At 67.5% G+C, this 22,403-nt stretch carries 23 protein-coding genes; 11 read left to right on the top strand and 12 right to left on the bottom strand.

The features are described from left to right. Positions 1-15 precede the first annotated feature (15 nt). The 3 genes from Q2T94_RS15860 to Q2T94_RS15850 form a co-directional block, all read right to left on the bottom strand. Positions 16-444: an HIT family protein gene (locus Q2T94_RS15860; protein WP_264269243.1), complete on the bottom strand. Its 429-nt coding sequence runs from the start codon at positions 442-444 to the stop codon at positions 16-18. Between the two features lie 9 nt (positions 445-453). Beyond that, entirely contained in the window at positions 454-1,389 is a 936-nt protein-coding gene (locus Q2T94_RS15855) for an alcohol dehydrogenase catalytic domain-containing protein (RefSeq protein WP_302265647.1), read from the bottom strand. A gap of 67 nt (positions 1,390-1,456) precedes the next feature. Continuing rightward, positions 1,457-2,314, bottom strand: coding sequence for a sulfurtransferase (locus tag Q2T94_RS15850; protein WP_302265646.1), 858 nt, complete (start codon positions 2,312-2,314; stop codon positions 1,457-1,459). A gap of 303 nt (positions 2,315-2,617) precedes the next feature. Between Q2T94_RS15850 and Q2T94_RS15845 the strand changes: the two genes are divergently transcribed. Continuing rightward, entirely contained in the window at positions 2,618-3,640 is a 1,023-nt protein-coding gene (locus tag Q2T94_RS15845) for a PLP-dependent cysteine synthase family protein (protein ID WP_367281566.1), read from the top strand. Positions 3,641-3,673: 33 nt separating this feature from the next. On the opposite strand, the gene Q2T94_RS15840 is transcribed toward Q2T94_RS15845, so the two are convergent. Beyond that, positions 3,674-4,351, bottom strand: a complete 678-nt coding sequence (locus Q2T94_RS15840) for an MBL fold metallo-hydrolase (RefSeq protein ID WP_302265644.1) — start codon at positions 4,349-4,351, stop codon at positions 3,674-3,676. Between the two features lie 198 nt (positions 4,352-4,549). On the opposite strand from Q2T94_RS15840, the gene Q2T94_RS15835 reads away from it, so the two are divergent. Next, entirely contained in the window at positions 4,550-4,990 is a 441-nt protein-coding gene (locus Q2T94_RS15835) for a Fur family transcriptional regulator (protein WP_264269239.1), read from the top strand. A 173-nt stretch (positions 4,991-5,163) separates the two neighbouring features. Here the strand turns inward: Q2T94_RS15835 and Q2T94_RS15830 are convergent, their stop codons facing one another. The 5 genes from Q2T94_RS15830 to Q2T94_RS15810 form a co-directional block, all read right to left on the bottom strand. After that, positions 5,164-6,042, bottom strand: a complete 879-nt coding sequence (locus Q2T94_RS15830; RefSeq protein WP_264269238.1) for a metal ABC transporter permease — start codon at positions 6,040-6,042, stop codon at positions 5,164-5,166. Positions 6,043-6,047: 5 nt separating this feature from the next. After that, the gene (locus Q2T94_RS15825) at positions 6,048-6,845 is read right to left on the bottom strand and encodes a metal ABC transporter ATP-binding protein (protein ID WP_302266443.1); all 798 of its coding nucleotides are present in this window, start codon (positions 6,843-6,845) and stop codon (positions 6,048-6,050) included. Between the two features lie 40 nt (positions 6,846-6,885). Next, positions 6,886-7,047, bottom strand: a complete 162-nt coding sequence (locus Q2T94_RS15820) for a hypothetical protein (protein ID WP_302265641.1) — start codon at positions 7,045-7,047, stop codon at positions 6,886-6,888. A gap of 177 nt (positions 7,048-7,224) precedes the next feature. After that, positions 7,225-8,292 (bottom strand): hemolysin family protein, encoded by a 1,068-nt coding sequence (locus tag Q2T94_RS15815; protein WP_264269236.1) that lies wholly within the window; start codon positions 8,290-8,292, stop codon positions 7,225-7,227. Further along, complete coding sequence (locus Q2T94_RS15810; protein ID WP_302265640.1) at positions 8,289-9,677, bottom strand: hemolysin family protein; 1,389 nt, start codon at positions 9,675-9,677, stop codon at positions 8,289-8,291. The genes Q2T94_RS15815 and Q2T94_RS15810 overlap by 4 nt, the downstream gene beginning before the upstream one ends. 482 nt (positions 9,678-10,159) lie before the next feature. Between Q2T94_RS15810 and Q2T94_RS15805 the strand changes: the two genes are divergently transcribed. The 3 genes from Q2T94_RS15805 to Q2T94_RS20665 all read left to right on the top strand — a co-directional run bounded on the left by Q2T94_RS15805 (position 10,160) and on the right by Q2T94_RS20665 (position 14,882). After that, the gene (locus tag Q2T94_RS15805) at positions 10,160-13,954 is read left to right on the top strand and encodes a multifunctional oxoglutarate decarboxylase/oxoglutarate dehydrogenase thiamine pyrophosphate-binding subunit/dihydrolipoyllysine-residue succinyltransferase subunit (RefSeq protein ID WP_302265639.1); all 3,795 of its coding nucleotides are present in this window, start codon (positions 10,160-10,162) and stop codon (positions 13,952-13,954) included. Between the two features lie 145 nt (positions 13,955-14,099). Continuing rightward, positions 14,100-14,705, top strand: coding sequence for a GDSL-type esterase/lipase family protein (locus Q2T94_RS15800; protein ID WP_264269233.1), 606 nt, complete (start codon positions 14,100-14,102; stop codon positions 14,703-14,705). A 102-nt stretch (positions 14,706-14,807) separates the two neighbouring features. Further along, positions 14,808-14,882, top strand: a complete 75-nt coding sequence (locus Q2T94_RS20665; protein WP_372342882.1) for a 50S ribosomal protein bL37 — start codon at positions 14,808-14,810, stop codon at positions 14,880-14,882. 129 nt (positions 14,883-15,011) lie between these two features. Here Q2T94_RS20665 and rsrA read toward each other — a convergent pair whose 3' ends face one another. Both rsrA and Q2T94_RS15790 read right to left on the bottom strand, forming a co-directional pair. After that, entirely contained in the window at positions 15,012-15,278 is a 267-nt protein-coding gene (gene rsrA, locus Q2T94_RS15795) for a mycothiol system anti-sigma-R factor (RefSeq protein ID WP_264269232.1), read from the bottom strand. Next, a complete protein-coding gene (locus tag Q2T94_RS15790; protein WP_264269231.1) occupies positions 15,278-15,931 on the bottom strand; it encodes a sigma-70 family RNA polymerase sigma factor in 654 nt (217 codons plus the stop codon). Before Q2T94_RS15790 ends, rsrA begins: the two co-directional genes overlap by 1 nt. 432 nt (positions 15,932-16,363) lie before the next feature. Between Q2T94_RS15790 and aroA the strand changes: the two genes are divergently transcribed. The 6 genes from aroA (at position 16,364) to Q2T94_RS15760 (ending at position 21,318) form a co-directional block, all read left to right on the top strand. Next, positions 16,364-17,689 (top strand): 3-phosphoshikimate 1-carboxyvinyltransferase, encoded by a 1,326-nt coding sequence (gene aroA, locus Q2T94_RS15785; protein WP_302265638.1) that lies wholly within the window; start codon positions 16,364-16,366, stop codon positions 17,687-17,689. Positions 17,690-17,693: 4 nt separating this feature from the next. Further along, on the top strand, positions 17,694-18,797 hold the full coding sequence (gene rsgA / locus Q2T94_RS15780; protein ID WP_264269229.1) for a ribosome small subunit-dependent GTPase A: 1,104 nt from the start codon (positions 17,694-17,696) through the stop codon (positions 18,795-18,797). Between the two features lie 115 nt (positions 18,798-18,912). Continuing rightward, the gene (gene hisN, locus Q2T94_RS15775) at positions 18,913-19,713 is read left to right on the top strand and encodes a histidinol-phosphatase (RefSeq protein WP_264269228.1); all 801 of its coding nucleotides are present in this window, start codon (positions 18,913-18,915) and stop codon (positions 19,711-19,713) included. Next, a complete protein-coding gene (locus Q2T94_RS15770; protein ID WP_302265635.1) occupies positions 19,713-20,354 on the top strand; it encodes a metal-dependent transcriptional regulator in 642 nt (213 codons plus the stop codon). Before hisN ends, Q2T94_RS15770 begins: the two co-directional genes overlap by 1 nt. 23 nt (positions 20,355-20,377) lie before the next feature. Continuing rightward, positions 20,378-20,881: a fluoride efflux transporter FluC gene (locus tag Q2T94_RS15765; RefSeq protein WP_302265633.1), complete on the top strand. Its 504-nt coding sequence runs from the start codon at positions 20,378-20,380 to the stop codon at positions 20,879-20,881. After that, positions 20,878-21,318 carry a fluoride efflux transporter FluC gene (locus Q2T94_RS15760; protein WP_302265631.1) on the top strand — a complete coding sequence of 147 codons (441 nt, stop codon included), beginning with the start codon at positions 20,878-20,880 and terminating at the stop codon, positions 21,316-21,318. Before Q2T94_RS15765 ends, Q2T94_RS15760 begins: the two co-directional genes overlap by 4 nt. A gap of 59 nt (positions 21,319-21,377) precedes the next feature. Here Q2T94_RS15760 and Q2T94_RS15755 read toward each other — a convergent pair whose 3' ends face one another. Then, the gene (locus tag Q2T94_RS15755) at positions 21,378-22,217 is read right to left on the bottom strand and encodes a DUF2568 domain-containing protein (protein ID WP_302265630.1); all 840 of its coding nucleotides are present in this window, start codon (positions 22,215-22,217) and stop codon (positions 21,378-21,380) included. Positions 22,218-22,403 lie beyond the last annotated feature (186 nt).

Below are 22,403 nucleotides of genomic sequence, written 5' to 3'. Positions count from 1 at the left end.
TCCCGCTGCCAGGACCTAGGCGTCGGGGACCAGGCCCCCGTGGCCGTCGGCCCGCAGCGCCTCGCGCAGCTTCTGCGCATTTGCATCCATCATGGCCGGATCGGGGTTGCTCTCAGCCCGCGTCAGGTCGAAGTCGGCCAGCGAGTTCGTGGGCCAGACGTGCACATGCAGGTGCGGGACCTCAAAACCGGCGACCATCAAGCCGGCACGCTCGGACCCAAACGCGCGGACCTGGGCACGGCCGATGTGCCCGGCCACCGCGATGAGGTGGTTCATCAAATCTGCCGGTGCGTCGACCCAGTGGTCGACTTCCGCGCGCGGCACCACCAGGGTGTGGCCGTGCGTGATCGGCCCGATGGTCAGGAACGCCACGGCTTGCTCGTCCTTCCAGACGAAACGGCCGGGGATCTCGCCGTTGATGATCTTGGTAAACAGCGTGCTCATGCACCCTCCTTAGTCGTTCCCGCCCAATGTGGCGAGGTCCAGGACAAACCCGTGTTGCACGTCCGCGGCAAGGATCCGCTCCCATGCCTCGTTGAGCCCCTGCGCACCAACCAGCTCAAAGCCGGGTGCCACTTGGTGTTTCGCGCAGAATTCGAGCAACTGGCGGGTTTCTGCCACCGAGCCTACCAACGATGGGGCCATCGGCCCGGTGTCGATGACCACCTGAAGTGGATCCGCAGCGGCCGGCACGTTCACCGCCGCCCCCATGGCCGCAGCCAGACTGGCGGCCAGGGCGCCGCGTCCGCCCGGATCCGGGACGCCCACCGTGCTGCCTGGTCCCACCCCGTGGTGCAGCAGCGTCGCGTACGCCCGGATCCCGGCGCAGGGCAGCGAAGCGGCCACGGCCAGCTCCAGCGCGGCCGGGATCCGCAGGACGAAGTCCCTGTCAACGACAATGCGCTTGGAGTACCCGCCGCGGGTGTACTCCCCGGTGCGCGGATCGAGCGCGCCATAGGTCGCCACCGACCCGGCGCAGAGCTGCTCTTGTCCGGCACGGCATGGCGCGCATTCCCTGCACGAATCGACCAGCGCACCCACGCCGACCCGGGCACCGGGTTCCAGGTCCGCGGCCCCGGCACCGGTCCGGGCCACGACGCCGACGATCTGGTGTCCCGGGACCAGGGGAAGGCGCGCGGCCGGCCATTCCTTGCGCCCCTCCCGCACGTCGCAATCGCACAGACCGCAGAAGAGGATATCGATGACCACGTCGCGAGGCCCCGGTTCGCGGCGGCGGATCTCCAGGGGCACCAGCGGTCCCCCGGCCACCCTAACTCCCAGCGCGGACACGGCGTCCGGCATCATGGCCGCCGGTCCCTGCCGGCTGCGGGCACGCGCCCGGATCTTCGCGGCGGCATCCAGCCCAGGGGGCTTCGGGCGACCGATCATGTCCCGAACCCAGCGCTCACCGGGGCGTCCGGGCCGGCAGTCCGGAGGTCCGCGGCTTCCCGGCAGATCACGGCGTCGGTCCGGTGGCCGCGGGGCGCGCGGGGTCGGCGCTCCACTGGGACCAGGAGCCGGGGAACAGCGCGGCATGCACCCCGATGGTTTCCAGCGCGAGGACCTGGTGGGCGGCGGTGATCCCCGCTCCGCAATACGCCGCCACGTCGGCTGCCCCGGCGCCGGGCTTCACGCCCAGTTGCGCAAACGCGCGGACAAGCTCCGCCGATTCCAGCAGGCGCTTGCCCGCATCGAGGTTCCCTGTGGTGGGTCGGTTCAGCGCTCCGGGGATGTGCCCGGCGCGCGGGTCGACGGGTTCGACCTCGCCGCGGTAGCGCTCGGCGGCCCGGGAGTCCAGCAGGATCCCGTGGCCGGGGAACGCCGCAGCCTGCTCGATGTCGATGACCGGCATCTGCCCCCAGCCCGGCCGCACGTTGCCCGGGACAGCGGTGTTGTTCCCGGTTTCCAGCTCGCGCCCGCCGGCGACCCAGGCATCCAGTCCCCCGTCGAGCACCCGGACGTTGCCGATTCCGGCGTGGCGCAGCAGCCACCAGCCGCGGGCGGCGGCCAGGGCACCGGTGGCGTCGTACAGCACCACGACGGAGCCGGTGTTGATGCCCCAGCTGCGCGCGGATGCCGCGAAGTTGCTCGCATCGGGCAGCGGGTGGCGCCCGGCCTCCAGGCTGGGCGCCGCGGAGAGCCCGGTCTCCAGGTCGACGAAGACGGCGCCGGGGATGTGTCCGGCCTCGTAGTGCTCCCTGCCGCGGGCATCGCCCAGCGCCCAGCGCACATCGAGCAGCACCGTGTCCCCGCCGGCCTCCAGGACCGTGGCCAGCTCCCCTGCGGTGATCAATGTCCGGCGTTCCCCACCCATGCCTCAGTGCTCCTTGGTTGCGTGTCAGTGAAATTGTCGGTGTCGCCGGGGCGCGCCGGCCCCGTGGATCCCAGCCTAGTTCCCCGGCCCCCTGCCCCGCACCGGTCCGCAAGGTTCGGCTCGGCTCGGTTCGGCTCGGCTCGGTTCGGTTCGGCGGCCATCCGGTCACGCCGCCGGACGCGCCGCAGCGGTTGGTTGGGTAGGCTTGCTCGGGTGGATACAACGTCTTTGATTTCGCTCCCCCGGCCCTCCGCGACCCGCGATTGGGTGGATGCGGCGGTACGCACGATCGAGGCCGAGTCGATGCGCTCGGCCGACACCCACCTGCACCGGCTGGACCTGCCCCGCCAGTGGGGCATCGACCTGTACCTGAAGGACGAATCGACGCACCGCACCGGCAGCCTCAAGCACCGGCTGGCCCGCTCCCTGTTCCTGTACGGACTGGTCAACGGATGGATCACCGAGGGCACCACAATCGTGGAGGCCTCCTCCGGTTCCACCGCGGTCTCCGAGGCCTACTACGCGAAGCTCTTGGGCCTGCCCTTCATCGCGGTCATGGCAGCAAGCACCTCCCCGGAGAAGATCGCGCTGATCGAGGCCACCGGCGGCAGGTGCCATCTGGTCGATGACCCCTCAAGCGTGTACGCGGAATCCGAACGGCTGGCCGCGGCAACCAACGGGCACTACATGGACCAGTTCACCTACGCCGAGCGGGCGACGGACTGGCGCGGGAACAACAACATCGCCGAGTCGATCTTCGGCCAGCTGGCCATGGAGGAACACCCGGTGCCGGCATGGATCGTGGTGGGCGCCGGCACCGGCGGGACCTCTGCGACCATCGGGCGCTACGCCCGCTACCACCGCCACCACACCCGTCTGGCCGTCGCGGACCCCGAGGGCTCGGCGTTCCTGCCGGCCTGGCAGGCCGCGAACGCGGGCGGGGATCCGCGAACCGCCACCGGGCGCGCCAGCCGGATCGAGGGCATCGGCCGGGCCCGTCCGGAACCCAGCTTCGTGCCGGGCATCATCGATTTCCTGGCCACGGTGCCCGACGCCGCCTCGGTGGCGGCGATGCGCCACCTGCAGGAATTCGCGCACCTGTGCGCCGGGCCCTCAACGGGCACCAACCTCTGGCTGGCCTGGCAGGTCGTGGCGAACATGCTGGCCGCCGGCGAAAAGGGGTCAGTGGTCACGCTCCTCTGCGACAACGGGGAACGCTACGCCACGTCCTATTACGACGCCGCATGGCTTCAGGCCGCCGGACTGGATCCGGCTCCCTATGCCGGGCGGATCGAGCGCTTGCTGGCCACCGGCAGCTGGGACTAGCGGCCCCCGGGATCCGCGGCACCGGCCACGGCTTCAGGAGTCCAGGGAGACCGCCTCGCCATTGGGTATCCGGCGGTAGTCCAGCCCGCGCTCCGCTGCCACGCGCCCCAGGTGCCCGTCCACCAGCGCCAGGCCACGCTCGTTGAGCAGCCCGTCGTGGATGGGGAAGTTTTGCGCCGCCCCGATGATGGACAGGAATTCGATGGTCTCCCCGATCTTGGCCCAAGGCGCGTGCGCGGGGACCAGCAGCGTGTGCACTGGGATCCCCTCGGGCACCTGGTAGCTGTCGCCGGGGTGGAAGAGCCTGCTGTCGATGAAGTACCCGATGTTCGACACCCCCGGCAGGGAGTGGTGGATGACCGCGTGCATGCCGCCGTGGGTGGAGATCTCCATCCCCGCAGCCTCGAAGGAGGCACCCGGCCCGACCCCGTGGATGCGTGCTTCCGCATCCTGGACGCCCGCCGCCTTGGCAGCGGCCAGCACCGTGGAAGCCAGCGCAACTGGGGCATGGACGGTGAGGCCCCGGTTGGCAGCCAGCGCGCGCAGCACCGGCTCGAGGTCGAGGTGGTCGGCATGCTCGTGGGTGACCAGGATGGCCTCGACACCCGCAAGCGCCGCATCCAACGGCGATTGGTTGCCCGGATCGATGAGCAGGGCCCGGTTGGATGACGCCACCTTGATGCAGGCGTGGTTGAACTTGGTGATCTCCATGGCCCCAGCCTATGCATGCCGGGACCCGGGGCACCAGCGGGCCGGGCGCCGGGTCCCGGCTCCACCCGCGCCACTCCGGCGCACCCGCTGGTAAACTCGAGGTGTCAACCGGAGGTGCGTCCCGGCGCGGTGCCGGAATCGGTGTCCGCGGAACGTACCCGGTGGCAATGTGCCGATCTACAAGGAGTGCTCCAACAAATGACGAATCCTGCGACCGAACGGCGCAGTTCCGAACAGCGGGTGACCAAGCAGCGCCTGGCGGTCAACGCCGCGCTGGAGACGGTCGATGACTTTGTGACGGCGCAGGAACTCCACCGGTGGCTCGTCGACGAGGGCGACAAGGTCTCCCTCGCCACGGTGTACCGCCTGCTGCTGTCGATGGCCGAGGACGGCCTGGTCGACGTGCTGCGCAACAACGAGGGCGAGGCGATGTACCGCCAGTGCGTCATCGAGCACCATCACCACCACCTGGTGTGCAGCAAGTGCGGCAAGGCCGTCGAGGTCGAGGCGCCGGCGGTGGAGAAGTGGGCGGCCCGGGTGGCCCAGGAGAACGGCTTTACCGAACCCACGCACACCGTGGAGATCTATGGGCTGTGCCCCTCTTGCTCCGCGGCCAAGGCCGCCGACGCCAAGGCCTGAGCAACGCCCGTTGGCAGAGGCCCAGCAGTAACAGGGAGCACCAACAGCCACCCTCGGGGCAACCGACGGACAACCGGCGGACAACCCGTGGACAAGACGGAGGCGTGTGCCCCGCTCCCTTCAGGGGGTGCGGGCACACGCCTTCGGTGTTTGTCGCGACTCGGTCGGCGGCCCTAGGCGGCGACGGCTGCCATCTTCTCCGAATGCCGCACCCGGTGCCGGCGCCATGCAATGAGCCTGCACACCAGGTAGATGAGGAAGGAAATCGTGGTGACGTACGGGCTGATTGGCAACGAGCCGGCCAGGGCCAGCAGGATGCCGCCCACCACCGAAGTCATCGCGAAAGCCACCGAGAGCGACACCGTCAGCACCGGGTTGGAAGTCACCCGGATGGCCGCGGCCGCCGGGGTGATCAGCAGAGCGAGCACCAGCAGCGCGCCGACCACCTGGATCGACAGGGCCACCGCCAGGCCCAGGACCACCATGAAGGCGACGGAGAGCCGGGCGGCGGGAATCCCGCGCGCCGCCGCCACCGCGGGGTCCACGGAAATGAACGTCAGCGGGCGCCACATGGCCACCAGCGCCACCATCACAATCACCGAGCAGACGGCCAGCACGCCCAGCTGCACCGTGTCCACCGCGACGATCTGTCCGGTGAGCAGCCCGAACTTGTTCGCGCTGCGGCCCTGGTAGAGAGCCAGGAAGAGGATCCCCAGGCCCAGCCCGAAGGGCATCAACACGCCGATGATCGAGTTGCGGTCCTTGGCCGCGGCACCCATGATCCCCAGCAGCAGCGAGGCCAGCACGGAGCCGACCAGCGAGCCGACGACGACGTTGGTGCCGATCAGCAGGGCGAAGGCAGCCCCGGCAAAGGAAAGCTCGGCGATGCCGTGCACCGCGAAGGCCATGTCGCGCAGCATCACGAAGATGCCGATCATCCCGCCGACCAGGCCCAGCAGGGCACCGGCGATCAGCGAGTTGGAGACCAGCGGCAGGATCTCGGCATAGTCTTCGAAGCTGAAGACGGTGCTCCAGATCTCGGATAGGTCCATGGTTCCTAGGCTCCTTGAAGCGGGTGCGTGCGTTGCTGCGGATTGGCGTGGGTGACCGTCTCGGGCATGCCCACCACCACGATGCGGCCGTTGGATTCGAAGACCTCGATGGGCGATCCGTAGAGCTCGGAGAGGACCTCGGAGCGCATGACCTCCTGGGGGGTGCCGATGTGGAAGCGTCCGCCGGCCAGGTAGAGCACACGGTCCACGTATTGCAGGATCGGGTTGATCTCGTGGGTCACGAAGACCACCGCGGCACCGTGGTCGCAGGCCTGCCGGTGGATCAGTGAGGAGATGGCCTGCTGGTGGTGCAGGTCGAGGGAGAGCAGCGGCTCGTCGCACAAGAGCAGGCGCGGGTTATCTGCCAGCGCCTGCGCGGCACGCAACCGCTGCTGTTCCCCACCCGAAAGCACCCCGACGGGACGCTCGGCGTAGGAGGTGGCGCCGACCAGTTCCAGCAGCTGGTCCACGCGCCGGCGCATGGACTTGCGGCCCAACCGGATGCCCCACTTGTGTCCGTCGATGCCCAGGGCCACCAGGTCGCGGGCGCGCAGCGGGGTGTTGTCGTCGAAGGAACGCTGCTGCGGGATGGTGCCCACCTGCCGCGAGCCCCGGGTTGCCGGCTTGCCGGCAACCCGGACGGTTCCCCCGGAGAGCTCCTGAAGCCCCATCAGGGTGCGCAGCATGGTGGTCTTGCCCGAGCCGTTGGGCCCGAGCACGGCCAGGAACTCGCCCGGGGCGATGTCCAGGTCCAGACCGTCCCAGAGCAGGCGGTCGCCAAAGCGCAGCGAGGCGTTGCGCATGCTGACCACGGGTTCGGGCGTCGTCGCCCCGGTGCTGGGGTTAGCGGCCAAGAGCCACCTCGAGTTGTTGCACGTTGGATTCCATCCAGGAGATGTGGTCCCGCCCGTAGGGCAGGGTTTGAGTCAGCTGCGGCACCGGGACCCCGTGATCCCGGACCTTGGCCCCGTGGGAATACTGGTCCTGCGAGGTCTGCTCCACCATGGCGCCCACGCCAACCTCCGGCCCGCAAACCGCGCCGGCACCCCGTTGGCGCAGGCCGAAGGCAACAGGATCGAGGCGGCGACGGTGAGGGCGCGAAGTGGCTTGTTCATGCGGTGGTTGCGGGGCCTTTCGGGGAAATGCAGGACTCCAGACTATCTCAATTGCGATCCATTCGCATTATTGGGCGCTGCGGTTCTCCCGGCGGATGCCCCGCTTCTGGTTCTGGTCGTCGATCTCCCCAACCAGCTGCTCCAGCACGTCCTCCAGGAACAGGATTCCCAGGGTCGCACCGGATGCTTCGACCACGCGGGCCAGGTGCTTGCCGTCGGCCCGCATCTGCTCCAGCGCGTCCTCGATCTCCGTGTCCGGGGCCACCACGCCCATGGGCCGCAGCTCGATGCCGGAGACCGGCTGGCGGTACTGGCTGTCGGGCAGCGCCATGACGTCCTTCATGTGCCAGTAGCCCTTGAACTCGCCGGCCTCGGCGATGACGATGCGGGAGAAGCCGGTCCTGCCCACGGTGCGCTCGAACTCCTGCACCGTGGTGCCGCGCTGCAGGGCCACGACCCTATCGCGCGCGACCATGGTCCCGGCGGCCGTGAGGTCGGAGAACTCCAGCGCCTTGCGCAGCCGCAGTGCGTCGTCGGCCTCCAGCGTGCCGTAGAGCGCCGAGCTGGCGATGATCGACTGCACCTCGGCCGCGGTGAACGCGGAGTTCACCTCGTTCTTGGGCTCGACCTTCATCAGGTGCAGGAACTGGTTGGCGATCCAGTTCAGCGAGACCACGACCGGGTGCACGACGACGGAAAGCAGCAGCAGCGGCCCGGCCAGCAGCAGCACCGCCTTGTCGGCCATCGACACCGAGATGTTCTTGGGCACCATCTCGCCGAAGGTCACGTGCAGGAAGGTGACGAAGAGCAGCGCCAGAAGGAAGGCGATGGTCCCGGCCAGGGCCTCGGACACGCCCACGAATTCCAGCGGCACCACCAGTAGGTGGTGGATGGCAGGTTCGGCGACGTTCAGGATCAGCAGCGAACACACGGTGATGCCCAATTGGCACACCGCCAGCATGATGGACACCGATTCCATGGCCTTCAGCGCGAGGATCGCGCGTTTGTTCCCGGCGTCGGCCAGCGGTTCGATCTGCGAACGGCGCGCCGACATGACGGCGAATTCCGCCGCCACGAAGAACGCGTTGCCCAACAACAGGATGATCAGCCAGAAAAGGCCGGCAAAGTCGTTCATGCCCGACGCCCCCTGGCTTCATCCGGGCTGGACGCCGAGGCAGCGCTCGAGGCGCTCGAGGCGCTCGAGGCGCTCGAGGCGCTCGAGGCGCTCACGATCCGCGGCACGAAATGCAGCTCGGCGACGCGACGCTTGTCCAGCGCGGTGACGGTGAATACGCCGCCCTCGGTGTCGACCGCATCCCCCAAGAACGGGATCCGGCCTAGCTCGGCCATCACGAACCCGCCCAGGGTTTCGTAGGCCGCGTCGTCGGGGATCTCCACCTCGCCGATGAGCTCGTTGAGCTGGTCCGGGCGGTACATGCCCGGGATCATCCAGGAGCCGTCGGACAGCTGCCGGACCTCGGGCGGGGCCGAGTCGTGTTCGTCGGCGACCTCGCCGACGATTTCCTCAATCAGGTCTTCCAAGGTGACCATTCCGGCGGTTCCGCCATATTCGTCAAGCACGATGGCCATTTGCAGGTTGGCACTGCGCAGCTGCACCAGCAGCGTGTCCAGGTGCACGGTTTCGGGGACAAAGATCACCGGGGTCTTGTTTTCGCCGACCTCCTTGCCGTTCCGCTTGTCACGCGGAATGGCGATGATGGTCTTGACGTGGCAGACGCCCTTGATCTCGTCGGAGGAGCCGTCGGTGACGGGAAAGCGGGAGTACCCGGTCTCCTTGGCCAGCTCGATGACCTCGTGGACGTGCGCGGTGTGCTCGATGGTCTGCATCTGGATGCGGGGTGTCATGACATCGGCCGCCGAGCGTTCGGAAAAACGCACGGTCCGGTCCAGGAACAGCGCCGCATCCTTGTCCAGCGTGCCCATTTCCGCACTGCGGCGCACCAGGGAGACCAGCTCGGCCGGGGAACGGGCCCCGGAAATCTCTTCCTTGACCTCGAGGCCAAAGAGATGCAGGACCTTGTTGGAGAAGCCATTGAGCACGATGATGGCCGGCTTGAAGATGGCGGTGAAGATCAACTGCGGGCGGGCGACGGCGCGCCCGATGTCGAAGGCCTTGGCGATGGCCAGGTTCTTGGGGACCAGCTCGCCGATGACCATCGAGAGCAGCGTGGCCAGCAACATGGCCACCACCAGGCTGACCGGCACGGCGGAGTCGCCGAGTCCCAGCGCCAGAAGCGGTTCCTGGAGAAGCTTGCCCACGGAAGGCTCGATGACGTAGCCGGTCAGCAGCGTCGTCAGCGTGATGCCCAATTGGCAGGAGGAAAGTTGGGTGGACAGGGACTTGAGGCACTGCAGCAGGGCCACGGCCTTGGTGTCGCCCTTGTCGACGGCTTCCTGGACGTTGGCCTGGTCCAGGGCGACGAGGGAAAACTCGACGGCGACGAAGAAACCGGTGCCCAGGATCAGCAGCAGGCCCAGGGCCAGCAGCAACCATTCCATCTAGTGTTTCACCGCCCCGTGGGCGGTTGTGTCTCGGGGGGCGGCGGCGCCGGGGCCCCGAAGTCTAGCGTCTGTGTGACCGCAACTGGAAGGCTCCGATAGCGAAGCGGAATTAGGCGGGCAATGACATGTGTGGCCGGCACCGCGTGATTTCACGACTGGCCGGCACAGAGAGTGGCTGTCCATAACAAATTCAGTGTATCTGAACTACGACACAGGCGTTCGGTCTCGCGAGCGACCGCGCGCGAGGTCCGCCCCCGCGCCCGGGGGCTTGTCGCCGGATGAAAAGGGCGCTCGGCGTCATCGGGACACCCAACCCGGCCCTTCAAGGCGACGCGCATGTGATACCCGGCTCATTGGTTCCCATCCGGGGTCCAATTGTCACTAGACTACTAAGCAGGTCTAGAACTATGCCCCTTGGTGGTCATCCCCCTCGGCGGCGCTTGGACAAACGGAAATACAGGGAGAAGAGGCGTAATACCGTGCCAGATCAATCGCACCACCGACTCACCGAAGAGTTCGGCGGGAACGAATGGCTAGTCGATGAGCTGTACCAACAGTTCCTCAAGGACAAGAACTCGGTAGACAAGAAATGGTGGGACATCTTCGCGTCCCTCAATTCGGAACAGGCAGCCGCACCCCCGGCCGCAGAGGCCCCGGTTGCGGCGACTCCTGCGCCGGCCCCGGCCGCTGCTGCCACCCCGGCCGGCGCACCGCGCGCCGCGACCCAGGCCCGCGTCGTTGACGTGTCCAGCAGCACGCCCAGCTCCTCCGCTGAATCCTCCGCCGCAGGCAAATCCGCAGCCGCCGCCCCGCGCGTCCCGGCCGACCCGGCCCCGGCCACCAAGTCGCAGCCGATCCCCGCACAGGTCCCCAAGGCCACCGCTCCCGGTGCCATGGGCGAGGAAAAGCGCACCCCGTTGCGCGGCCCGGCCAAGGCGATTGCCACCAACATGGAGCAGTCCCTGACCGTCCCGACCGCCACCACGGTGCGCGCCGTCCCGGCCAAGGCCCTGATCGACAACCGCGTGGTCATCAACAACCACCTCAAGCGCGCCCGCGGCGGCAAGATCTCCTTCACGCACATCATCGGCTTCGCCGTGATCCGCGCCCTGAAGCTCTTCCCCTCGCAGAACGTCACCTACGCCGAGGTCGACGGCAAGCCGATGGCCATCACGCCGGCCCACGTGAACTTCGGCATCGCCATCGACATGCCCAAGCCCGATGGCTCGCGCATGCTGGCAGTGCCGAACATCAAGGCCGCCGAGAACATGAGCTTCAACGAGTTCTGGGACACCTACGAGGACCTGATCAAGCGCGCACGGGCCAACAAGCTCACCGCGGATGACTACGCCGGCACCACCGTCTCGTTGACCAACCCCGGCGGCATCGGCACCGTGCACTCTGTGCCGCGCCTTTCCAAGGGCCAGGCCACCATCGTAGGCGTTGGCGCCCTCGAGTACCCGGCAGCCTTCCGCGGTGCCGCGGACGTGACCGTTGCACTGCAGGGCGTCGGCAAGGTCATTACCCTGACTTCCACCTACGACCACCGCGTCATCCAGGGCGCCGGCTCGGGCGAATTCCTGAAGCTGGTCGAATCCCTGCTGCTGGGCGAACAGGGCTTCTACGACGAGATCTTCGAAGCACTGCGCATCCCCTATGAGCCTGTCCGCTGGGCAGTCGACAACCAGGTCGACGTCGACCTGCAGGTCAACAAGATCGCGCGCATCCAGCAGCTGATCCACTCGTACCGCGTGCGCGGCCACCTGATGGCCGACACCAACCCGCTGGAATACGTCCAGCGCCGCCACCCGGACCTCGACATCCAGACCTACGGCCTGACGCTGTGGGACCTGGACCGCGAATGGGTCACCGGCGGATTCGGCGGCAAGGACCGCCTGTTGCTGCGCGACATCCTCGGCGTGCTGCGCGATGCCTACTGCCGCACCATCGGCATCGAGTACATGCACATCCAGGATCCGGTGGAACGCAAGTGGTTCCAGGACGAACTGGAGCACCCGTACACCAAGCCGACCCGCGAAGAGCAGTTGCGCATCCTGTCCAAGCTGAACTCCGCAGAGGCCTTCGAGACCTTCCTGCAGACCAAGTTCGTCGGGCAGAAGCGCTTCTCGCTGGAGGGCGGCGAATCCCTGATTCCGCTGCTTGACGGCATCATCTCCGATGCCGCAGACGCCGGCATGGAAGAGGTCGCCATCGGCATGGCCCACCGCGGCCGCCTCAACGTGCTCACCAACATCGCCGGCAAGACCTACTCCCAGGTCTTCCGCGAATTCGAGGGCACCGCGACCCCGGGCTCGGTCCAGGGTTCGGGCGACGTGAAGTACCACCTGGGCACCGAGGGTTCCTACACCTCCGACGCCGGGAACCAGACCAAGGTCTACCTGGCGGCCAACCCCTCGCACCTGGAGGCCGTGAACCCGGTCCTCGAGGGCATCGTGCGCGCCAAACAAGACCGCGAGGGATCCAAGGACTTCAACGTCCTGCCGATCCTGGTGCACGGCGACGCCGCCTTCGCCGGACAGGGCGTGGTCGGCGAGACCCTCACGCTCTCCCAGCTCGAGGGCTACAAGACCGGCGGCTCGATCCACGTGATCGTGAACAACCAGGTCGGCTTCACCACCGCCCCGACCGATTCGCGCTCCTCGGTGTACGCCACCGACGTGGCCAAGCAGGTCCAGGCACCGGTGTTCCACGTCAACGGCGACGAGCCGGAGTCCGTGGTCCACGTGGCCCAGCTGGCCTTCGCCTACCGCCAGCGCTTCAACAAGGACGTCGTCATCGACATGGTGTGCTACCGCCGCCGTGGGCACAACGAGGGCGACGACCCGTCGATGACCCAGCCGATGATGTACAACCTCATCGAGGCCAAGCGCTCGACCCGCAAGCTGTACACCGAGGCCCTCGTCGGTCGCGGCGACATCACGCAGGACGAGGCCGACCAGGCGTTGCGCGACTACCAGGAACGCCTGGAACGCGTCTTCGCCGAGACCCACGCCGCGCAGACCAGCCCGATCCCCGTCATCACCCCGGGCACCTCGGCGATCAACGACCTGGAGCTGCCGGCAGCCCAGCGAGCTGACGACGCCTCCGTCGCCGCACCGCGGGACACGGCAATCAGCGCCGAGACCCTGGCCCACATCGGCGCCGCCCACCTGGCCATCCCGGAGGATTTCACGGTCCACCCGAAGCTCAAGGTGCTCCTGGAGCGCCGCGAAAAGATGAGCCGCGAGGGCGGGATCGACTGGGGCATGGCGGAAATCGCCGCCTTCGGCACCCTGTCCATGGAAGGCGTGCCGGTCCGCCTGGCGGGCCAGGATTCGCGTCGCGGCACCTTCGTGCAGCGCCACGCGGTCTTCCACGACCGTCTCAACGGCGCCACCTGGTACCCGCTGCTGAACCTCTCCGAGGACCAGGCCAAGCTGTGGATCTACGACTCACTGCTGAGCGAATACGCGGCACTGGGCTTCGAATACGGCTACTCGGTGGAACGCCCGGACGCCCTGGTGCTCTGGGAAGCGCAGTTCGGCGACTTCGTCAACGGCGCCCAGACCGTGATCGACGAGTTCATTTCCTCCGCCGAGCAGAAGTGGGGCCAGCGCTCCAGCTTGGTCATGATGCTTCCGCACGGCTACGAGGGACAGGGCCCGGACCACTCCTCGGCCCGCATCGAACGATTCCTGCAGATGTGCGCGGAAAACAACATGGTCGTGGCCCAGCCTTCCACCGGCGCCAACCACTTCCACCTGCTGCGCCGGCAGGCCTACGCCCGTCCGCGCAAGCCGTTGGTGATCTTCACCCCAAAGCAGCTGTTGCGCCTGAAGGCCGCCGCATCCGCAGTCGAGGACTTCACCACCGGCACCTTCCAGGAAGTCATTGGCGACACCGCGAACCTGAACCCGGCAGACGTTGATCGCGTGCTGCTGGTTTCCGGCCGCCTGTACTACGACCTGGCAGCCGCCCGCACCAAGGCGAACGACACCAAGACCGCGATCATTCGCGTCGAGCAGCTCTACCCGCTGCCCGCCGAGGAAATCGCCGCGGAACTGGCCAAGTACCCGAACGCCGAGGTCGTCTGGGCGCAGGACGAGCCGGCCAACCAGGGCCCGTGGCCCTTCGTCGGGCTGAACCTGCCCGCCGAGCTGGGCAAGCCCGTTCGCCTGGTGGCCCGCAAGGCCTCCGCCGCGACCTCCACCGGCACGCACAAGCGCCACGAGGTCGAGCAGGCCCGCCTGCTCACCGCGGCGTTCACGCGCTAAGGCAGCACGACACGCGCGGAGTCCACTTCGCTGGGCTCCGCGCGTGAATACCCTCCCTCGGGGCGGGACACTGACGGTGTCCCGCCCCGAGGTCGCTTAACCGACTGCTAGTGTTGTTTGGTACGCGCCCTGAGAAAGGTCATTCGTGGATTACCGCACTATTCGACTTACCGCCATCGGCGACGAGCTCCTGGCCGGACACGGGGACCCGCGGGCCCTGGGCTGGTACGGCCGGGTGCTGGCACGCACCTCGAACACCGACGTCCGCATCGAGAGCTACACGCTCGCTGCCCCCGGAGAGGGATCCGAGGCCCTGAGCACCCGCTGGTTCGACGAGGCGTCACGCCGTTTCGGCGACAACGTCGACAACCGCCTGATTATCGCGCTTTCGGACCGGGACCTGGACCTGGGCCTGTCCACCGCGCGCAGCCGGCTGAACCTGGCCAACATCCTGGATTCCGCCTCGCAAATGAGCATCAAGGCCCTGGTCGTGGGCCCGGCCCCGGGACTGGATCCCGAGCGCAACGCCCGCCTCGCCGAGCTCTCCCACGTGTACGCGGACGTGGCCACGCGCCGCAAGCACCATTACGTCGACACCTTCACCCCGCTGCAGAACCACGCGCAGTGGCGCAATGACCTGTCGGTGAACGGCGGGTTGCCAGGGCAGGCAGGCTACGGGCTGATGGCCTGGCTGGTGCTGCACCGCGGCTGGTACACCTGGCTGGGGCTGCCGGAACCCGGCGCCAGCTGAGATTTTCCCGCGGCGACGGCACCGGTTGTTGGGTCCGGGTTCGCGGGTGTGGCAGACTGGACGAAGTCCAACCTGGGACCAAGATCACAAAGGAGTCCTCACATGAGCAAACGATCACGTAAGCGTAAGGATCGCAAGCGCGGCGGCGCCAACCACGGCAAGCGCCCCAACACCTAAACAGCTGCCTCCGGCCCGGTGAAAACCGGGCAGGAATGTTAACTGCGAAAGGGCCGGACCCCGGAACCATCGAAAGATGGCGAACCGGGGTCCGGCCCTTTTGACGTGTGTCGGACGGGCCAGTAGCCCCTAGGCGTGGCCGGATTCCACGCGGATCTCGGAAATCCGCGTGATGATCTTCGACTTCAACGTGTCGGGCGCGATTTCCTGGCAGCTGCGGCGCACAACGGAGCGGATGATGCACTCCAAGTCGTACTCCTCGGCGCATTCCTCACAATGCTCCAGGTGTGCCTTGACCTCGTTGAGATCCTTCAGCGACAGCGCACCGTCAAGGTACTCGTAGAGGCGGACGATGCGATTGTCGTCGCAGTCGCCCAGCGAATGGCAGTCACCCATTATTTCTTCTCCGCTCCGGGCGTGGGTGCCCCTTGTGTCTTTGGTGCTGCACCGATGCCGCGTTCGTGCGCGTAGTCGGCGAGCAATTCTCGCAATTGTTTACGGCCCCTGTGTAGCCGTGACATCACCGTGCCGATCGGTACACCGAGGATCTCGGCGGCATCCTTGTAGGGGAAACCTTCGACGTCCACGAAGTACACCGCCAACCGGAACTCCTCGGCAATCGACTGCAACGCGTTCTTCACGTCCGAGTCCGGCAGGTGGTCAAGGGCCTCGACCTCGGCCGAACGCAGCCCGGCCGGGGTGTGCTCCGCGGCCTTGGCCATTTGCCAGTCCTCGACGGTGTCGGTCCCGGTGCGCAATGGCTCGCGTTGACGCTTGCGGTAGAGGTTGATGTACGTGTTGGTCAGGATCCGGTACAGCCAGGCCTTTAGGTTCGTCCCGGGCTTGTACTGGTGGAAGGCCGAATACGCCTTGGTGTAGGCCTCCTGGACCAGGTCCTCGGCGTCCGTGGGGTTGCGCGCCATGCGCATCGCCGCGGAGTAGAGCTGGTCGACATATTGCAGCGCGTCGCGTTCGAAGCGCTCGCGCCGTTGTGCTTCGGTCTCATTGGCTACCGGTACAGTGTCGGTGCCCTGTATATTCTCGGTCATCACGGCCAAGTCTACGCGCAGCCGGGGTTCGCTCGGGGCCGGGGATTCCGCCAGCAGTACTCCCATAAGTCCTCCGCTTCTTGCCATGGTTGGTTCTCTTGCCCATGACACCGCCCTCTGCGTTCCGCAACGCAGCAAACGTGCCACATAGGAGGTAACACGCAAGGGCGCGACTCTATTCCACCGGCGGTAGCCTCCTGCGGCTAGAATTGGGGCCACGGGGGAAAGCATTTTCCCGGCGCACGGCCCCGGTGCCGCGCACCGCACCGAATGCCTGCACCCGATGAGCAAGCTTTTGGCGGCACACGGCCGTCAAACAACGATCGGCGGCAACGGCGCCGCCACCGACCATGACACCCACATTCCCACTCCCCCAATCACCGCCGCCCGTCCCGCGGCACACCCCCCACCCTTGACACCCGGAGGCAGCCGTTGAGCAACCAAGACACCATGGACACCACGTGGGACGCCCCGCACCCCGCACAACCCGTTGACGGCACCGTCATCGTCCCGGCGTCCAAGTCGTTGACCAACAGGTACTTGCTGCTCGCCGCCCTGGCCGACGGGCCCTCGCGCATTTCCAACGCGCTGGCCTCCCGCGACTCGGACCTGATGATCGCCGCCCTGCGCGCCCTGGGCACCGGCATCGAAAGCGTCGACTCCCCCGACGGCACCGTCCAGCTGCGTATCACCCCGATGGACCTGGAGGCGCAGATGGGCCAGGTCGACATCGACTGCGGCCTGGCCGGAACCGTCATGCGCTTCGTCCCGCCGCTGGCGGCACTGGCGCGCGGCTCCTTCACCTTCGACGGGGACCCGCACGCGCGCCTGCGCCCGATGGCCCCGGTGCTCACCGCCCTTTCCGACCTCGGGGTCCAGGTCACCGGGCACGGGGAACCCGGGCTGCTTCCGGCAACGGTCAACGGCACCGGATCCCTGGCAGGCGGGCGCATCGAAATCGACGCCTCCGGTTCCTCGCAGTTCATCAGCGCCTTGATGCTGGTGGCCCCACGCACCACGCACGGGGTGGAGATCGTCGCCGCGGAGGGACGCATCGCCAGCCCGGACCACATCGAGATGACGGTGCAGACCCTGCGCGAGCTCGGCGTCGTCATCACCCGCCCCGACGAGCGCAGCTGGAGGGTCGAACCCGGCAGGATCCGCGCCTTCGAACGCACCATGGAACCGGATCTCTCCAACGCCGGGCCGTTCCTGGCAGCGGCCATGGTCACCGGCGGCACCGTGCGCATCCCGCACTGGCCAAGCACCACCACCCAGGTCGGGGACCAGTGGCGCACCATCCTCACCCGCATGGGCGCGCGCATCACGCACCACCAGGACGGCACGCTCCAGCTCACGGGTCCCGCAGAGATTTCGGGCATCGACTATGCCGACTCGTCCGAACTCGCCCCGACGCTGGCGGCCATCTGCGCTCTGGCGACCGGCACGTCCCGGCTGACCGGCATCGCGCACCTGCGCGGGCACGAGACCGACAGGCTCGCCGCGCTCGCCACCGAGATCAACAACCTCGGCGGCAGGGTCACCGAGCTGGAGGACGGACTGCTCATCGAACCCGCCCCCTTGCACGGCGGCAGCTTCGCCACCTATGCCGACCACCGCATGGCCACCGCCGGTGCCATCATCGGCCTGGCGGTTCCCGGGGTGGAGGTCGTTGACATCGCGACCACCGCCAAGACCATGCCCGATTTCCCCACACTTTGGACCACGCTGGCCGCCAGCGGGAAGGCCTCACGCTAAGCACATGACACGCAACGCACGGGAATGGGATGAATCGGATGTCCGCATCCGCCCCAACAAAAAGGGATCACGCCCCCGCACCAAGGACCGCCCCGCCTACGAGGATGCGCTCATCGGCCGGATCATCACGGTGGACCGCGGCCGCTACCGGGCCATCCTCGACGAGGACACCCCCGAGGAGCGGATCGTGATTGCCGCCCGCGCCCGCGAGTTGCGCCGCAACCCGGTGGTGCCAGGGGATTTCGTGGCGCTGGTGGGCGACACCTCCGGGGAGCCCGACACGCTGGCTCGGCTGGTGCGCATCGAGGACCGCAGCACCCTGCTGCGCCGCAGCGCCGATGACACCGATCCGGTGGAGCGAGTCGTGGTGGCCAACGTGGACCAGCTGGTCATCGTGGTGGCGGCAGCGAACCCGGAGCCACGCACCGGATTCATCGACAGGGCCATCGTCGCCGCCTTCGACGCGGGGATCCATCCGCTGCTGTGCATCACCAAGGCCGATGTGCGCGACCCCGAGCCGTTCCTGGAGAACTACCGGCACCTGGACATCGACATCGTCGTCTCGCGCACCACCGACGAATCGGCCACCGGCATCGACGCACGCTCGGCCGACGGGCTCTCGGCACGCCTGGCCGGCACCCCGGTGGAGGAATTGCGCGAGCATCTGGCCTCCAAGGTCTCGGTGGTCATCGGGCACTCGGGCGTGGGCAAGTCCACCCTGGTCAACGCCCTCACCGGGGCGCAGCGGGCCACCGGCAACGTCAACGCCGTCACCGGCCGCGGCCGACACACCTCTTCCTCCGCGCTGGCACTGCGCATCGACGACGCGCCGGCCGGTTCCTGGATCATCGACACCCCCGGCATCCGCTCCTTCGGGCTCGCGCTGGTGGACCCGGAAAACATCCTCAACGCCTTCGACGACCTGGTCCCGATCGCCAACAAGTGCGCCCGCGGCTGCACCCACAAGGCCGCCGAGCCGCAGTGCGCCCTCGATGCGTGGGTCGCCTCCGGGGAAGCGGGCCCGGTGGGCATCGCCCGGCTCGAATCCTTCCGCCGGTTGCTCGGACAGGACGAAACCGCAGAGGCCAAGGAACTGGGCACCGCCTAGCAGCGCGGGCCCGATGGTGCCCCAGCCCACACCACGGTGCGGCCGGGCATCACGTGACGCCGCCGTACCGACATCTTGCAGTGCTGCCGCCGCCTCGTGGGATAGGTTTGAGGGTATGAAAACCGATGTCATGACCTACAACGATGACCTGCGCCTGGCCCACGTCATTGCCGACTCGGTCGACGCCCTGACCCTTTCGCGCTTCAACGCCGTGGACCTGGTGGTGGAGACCAAGCCCGATTTGACCCCGGTCTCGGATGCCGACAAGGCGGCGGAGGAAGCCATCCGGTCGCACATCTCCCGTGCCCGGCCGCGCGACGCCATCACCGGCGAGGAATTCGGCACCACCGGCAAGTCCACCCGGCACTGGGTCATCGACCCCATTGACGGGACCAAGAACTTCGTGCGCGGTGTCCCGGTGTGGGCCACGCTGATCGCGTTGATCGACGACGGTGAGCCCGTCGTCGGCCTGGTCTCCGCACCGGCGCTGAACCGGCGCTGGTGGGCGGCCAAGGACATGGGCGCCTACACCGGCCGCTCCATGGCCAGTGCCCACAAGCTGAAAGTCTCCTCGGTGGCCAAGCTCGAGGACGCCTCGCTGTCGTATTCCTCGCTCTCCGGCTGGAAGGAGCGCGACCAGCTGCAGAACATGCTCAACCTCACCGACGCCCTGTGGCGCACGCGCGCCTATGGCGACTTCTGGTCCTATTGCATGGTGGCCGAGGGCGCCGTCGACCTGGCCTGCGAACCCGAACTGAACCTCTACGACATGGCCGCACTGGTGCCCATTATCCGCGAGGCCGGCGGCCGCTTCACCTCAGTCGAGGGCGTTGAGGGCTGCAACGGTGGAAACGCCGTGGCCAGCAACGGCCTGGTCCACGACGCCGCACTGGAAATCCTGAACCTGGGCCGCTGATGCTCCCGACACGCCTGACCTCCAGCGAGGAAAACTACCTCAAGGCGCTCTATTCGCTGACCGAGTGGGAAGACGACCCGGTCACCACCGGCACCATTGCCGCACAGCTAGGAGTTGCCCCGGCTTCGGCCACCGCGATGGTGTCCAAGCTCGCCGGCAAGGGCCTGATGGTCCACCCGCGCTACGGGGCCATCACGTTCACCGATTCGGGCCGCCTGGCTGCGTTGAGCGTGGTGCGCCGGCACCGCCTGATTGAGACGTTCCTGCTCGATGAGCTCGACTACGGCTGGGACGAGGTGCATGAGGAGGCCGAACTGCTCGAGCACACCGTTTCCACCCGCTTCATCGAGGCCCTGGCCGCGCGGCTGGGGCACCCGGCAGCGGATCCGCACGGCGACCCGATCCCCGGCCCCGACGGCACCCTGGAGATGCCGCCGGCCATCCGGCTCGACCGCTTCGAGGCGAACGGATCCCCGACCCTGGCGATCCTGTGCCGAATCAGCGACGAAGATCCGGAGCTGCTGCGTCGGTGCACCGATTTGGGCATCTCCCCCGGCAGCACCATCGTGTTGCCCCACCCGGAGCTCAGCAACATCGACGCGACCATGCTGTGGGTGCTTCCGGCACCCCATGGTGCATAGCCGCCGAGGAACGGGAACCTGACGTGGGCGCACCGAACGGACCAACCGGCGTGGGCACCACAAGGCCAGCCGAGTCGACGTCGCGCGCCCACGGAGTAAACCTGGTTGCCGTGGCCGTGGGCGGTTTCTGCGGTGCAGCCCTGCGCGTGGGGCTTGGACTCTGGTTCCCTGATGCCCCGGGCTTCCCGGCCACTACCTTGGCCATCAACGTCGCCGGCACCGCTGCCTTGGCTGCGCTGACCAGTTACTGGCAGATCACCCGCCGCGCTCCAGGTTGGCTGCGCGCTGGGGTCGGCACCGGATTCCTTGGGGCCTTCACCACCTTTTCGGCGCTGGTCCTTTTTGCGCTGGGTTCCACCCCGGCCCGGGCCGCGCTGGATCTGGTCGCATCCCTGGCACTCTGTGCTGCTGCCGCATGGGCATCGATGTGGTGGGTCGAGCGCGCCCTGGTTGCCCGCCAAAAGTCGGCACAGGCGGTTCAGGCATCGCCACCCGACGCGGATCAGGACTGCGGGGGTGCACCATGAGCTCATGGGGCATGGGCGGATTCCTGGTCATTGCGCTGGCTGGCGCCATCGGTGCCCTGGGTCGCTACGTACTGGACATTTCCGTCTCCGGCGCCCAGCATCGCAGGGCCGGGTCCGGCGGCGGGATCTTCCCACTGGGCATCTTGGCCGCAAACACCGCAGCATGTTTCCTGGTGGGTGCCGCGTCTTCCTGGGCGAACAACCACGGGGTTGACTGGGCCGCGGGCAGCCTGTCCTGGGTACCGGGCTTACTGGTCATGGCATTGATCCTGGGCATTGGCGGCGGCTTGAGCACCATGAGCACCTTCATGGTGGCCGCGGTGTCGTTGTGGCGCTCTGGCAACCGCGCCATGGCCGTCTCCTACCTGGGCCTGACCTTCGGTGCCGGGCTTGCAGCCGGTGTGTTCGGAGGACTCGCGGCGACGTTGCTGCCCTGAACCCCACTGTGCAACCCTACCGGGACTCTCCGCGGAGGTCCTAGCCGGAGCCACACACATTAGCGCGCAGCGCGGCGGCCGGTAGCCTTCTTGCGACTCTCCACGTTCTGGCCCCGGACAGCCACCGTCAATGCCAGGCTGATAGCCGTCAGTACACCCATGCACACGGCCAGCACCGGCTGACCGGCAATGGCGAGCAATCCGGCACCCGTGGCAAAGAGCAGGTGGGCCACTACCGCGTGGTATGGCTGTGGCAATCGCAAGTTTGCCTTTGGCGACATGAAGAGTGCCCAGAAAATGAATACGGGCAGCACTGCGATGATGACGGCCACGAGGGGGCTGAAGGGCAGCATCGTCATGGCCCAGATGCCCAGTGCGCCCAATAGCGCGACTTCCAGGATGAACGAAACGATCATCAGCGCCATCATGATGCCGCCGCCGGCTCCGGCACGGTCCTGGCCTGCATCCGCATCGGAAATCGTGGACTCTTCTGCTGGCCTCGACGAGTCGGCTGGTCCAACGTTCTCGTTGACCTCGGCGGGCCACGAATTCGACTCATCGCGCTCGGCGGCCGGCTCGCGGTTCGTCGGTTCCTCGGCACCGGCTGCTTCAATAACCGCCTCATCGGCAGTTGTCGTCTTGGCCGTTTTCGAGGTATCCGAGGTGGCGGGTGCTGTCGAGTCCGGCCTGGCACCTGGGAATTCCGGGTTGCTTCCACCGGCCTCGGGTGCCGCGGGAGATGCGCTTCCAGATTTTGTGGATTTAGAGACCGTGCGGGCCGCTATTTCGAATTCTGGTTGGTTTAACGCTTCGTTTGCTGTTTCGGTGTTCTTTTCCTTGGCCACAACGCCAGGCTTGGCCGTCGGCGCGCCAACCGTTTTCACCGGAGCGCTGGTCAATTTAGCACCCTCAAGGGAGACGGCGGGCCGGTTGCCCACCGAGGAATCCCGTGCCGTGGCTTTTCCAGCGTCCTGTGCTGCTTGTGCGGGCTTGGCAATCGGGAGAGTGCCGGATGTCGCGGCAGGAGACGTCCCGGGCTTTAGGGGCCCGGCAACCTCATTCTTCTTTGGTTCGTTCGGAGCGTC

The sequence above is a fragment of the Paeniglutamicibacter sulfureus genome (genome assembly GCF_030512175.1).
Taxonomy (GTDB): domain Bacteria; phylum Actinomycetota; class Actinomycetes; order Actinomycetales; family Micrococcaceae; genus Paeniglutamicibacter; species Paeniglutamicibacter sulfureus.
The sequence above is the reverse complement of the archived record's forward strand: the minus strand, read 5'-3'. Positions and strand labels throughout refer to the sequence as shown.

Coding starts and splice junctions, on each gene's coding strand:
- Q2T94_RS15860 (WP_264269243.1), bottom strand. CDS start 444: ATGAGCACGCTGTTTACCAAGATCATCAACGGCGAGATCCCCGGCCGT.
- Q2T94_RS15855 (WP_302265647.1), bottom strand. CDS start 1,389: ATGATCGGTCGCCCGAAGCCCCCTGGGCTGGATGCCGCCGCGAAGATC.
- Q2T94_RS15850 (WP_302265646.1), bottom strand. CDS start 2,314: ATGGGTGGGGAACGCCGGACATTGATCACCGCAGGGGAGCTGGCCACG.
- Q2T94_RS15845 (WP_367281566.1), top strand. CDS start 2,618: ATGCGCTCGGCCGACACCCACCTGCACCGGCTGGACCTGCCCCGCCAG.
- Q2T94_RS15840 (WP_302265644.1), bottom strand. CDS start 4,351: ATGGAGATCACCAAGTTCAACCACGCCTGCATCAAGGTGGCGTCATCC.
- Q2T94_RS15835 (WP_264269239.1), top strand. CDS start 4,550: ATGACGAATCCTGCGACCGAACGGCGCAGTTCCGAACAGCGGGTGACC.
- Q2T94_RS15830 (WP_264269238.1), bottom strand. CDS start 6,042: ATGGACCTATCCGAGATCTGGAGCACCGTCTTCAGCTTCGAAGACTAT.
- Q2T94_RS15825 (WP_302266443.1), bottom strand. CDS start 6,845: ATGCGCAACGCCTCGCTGCGCTTTGGCGACCGCCTGCTCTGGGACGGT.
- Q2T94_RS15820 (WP_302265641.1), bottom strand. CDS start 7,047: ATGGTGGAGCAGACCTCGCAGGACCAGTATTCCCACGGGGCCAAGGTC.
- Q2T94_RS15815 (WP_264269236.1), bottom strand. CDS start 8,292: ATGAACGACTTTGCCGGCCTTTTCTGGCTGATCATCCTGTTGTTGGGC.
- Q2T94_RS15810 (WP_302265640.1), bottom strand. CDS start 9,677: ATGGAATGGTTGCTGCTGGCCCTGGGCCTGCTGCTGATCCTGGGCACC.
- rsrA (WP_264269232.1), bottom strand. CDS start 15,278: ATGGGTGACTGCCATTCGCTGGGCGACTGCGACGACAATCGCATCGTC.
- Q2T94_RS15790 (WP_264269231.1), bottom strand. CDS start 15,931: ATGACCGAGAATATACAGGGCACCGACACTGTACCGGTAGCCAATGAG.
- rsgA (WP_264269229.1), top strand. CDS start 17,694: ATGACACGCAACGCACGGGAATGGGATGAATCGGATGTCCGCATCCGC.
- hisN (WP_264269228.1), top strand. CDS start 18,913: ATGAAAACCGATGTCATGACCTACAACGATGACCTGCGCCTGGCCCAC.
- Q2T94_RS15770 (WP_302265635.1), top strand. CDS start 19,713: ATGCTCCCGACACGCCTGACCTCCAGCGAGGAAAACTACCTCAAGGCG.
- Q2T94_RS15760 (WP_302265631.1), top strand. CDS start 20,878: ATGAGCTCATGGGGCATGGGCGGATTCCTGGTCATTGCGCTGGCTGGC.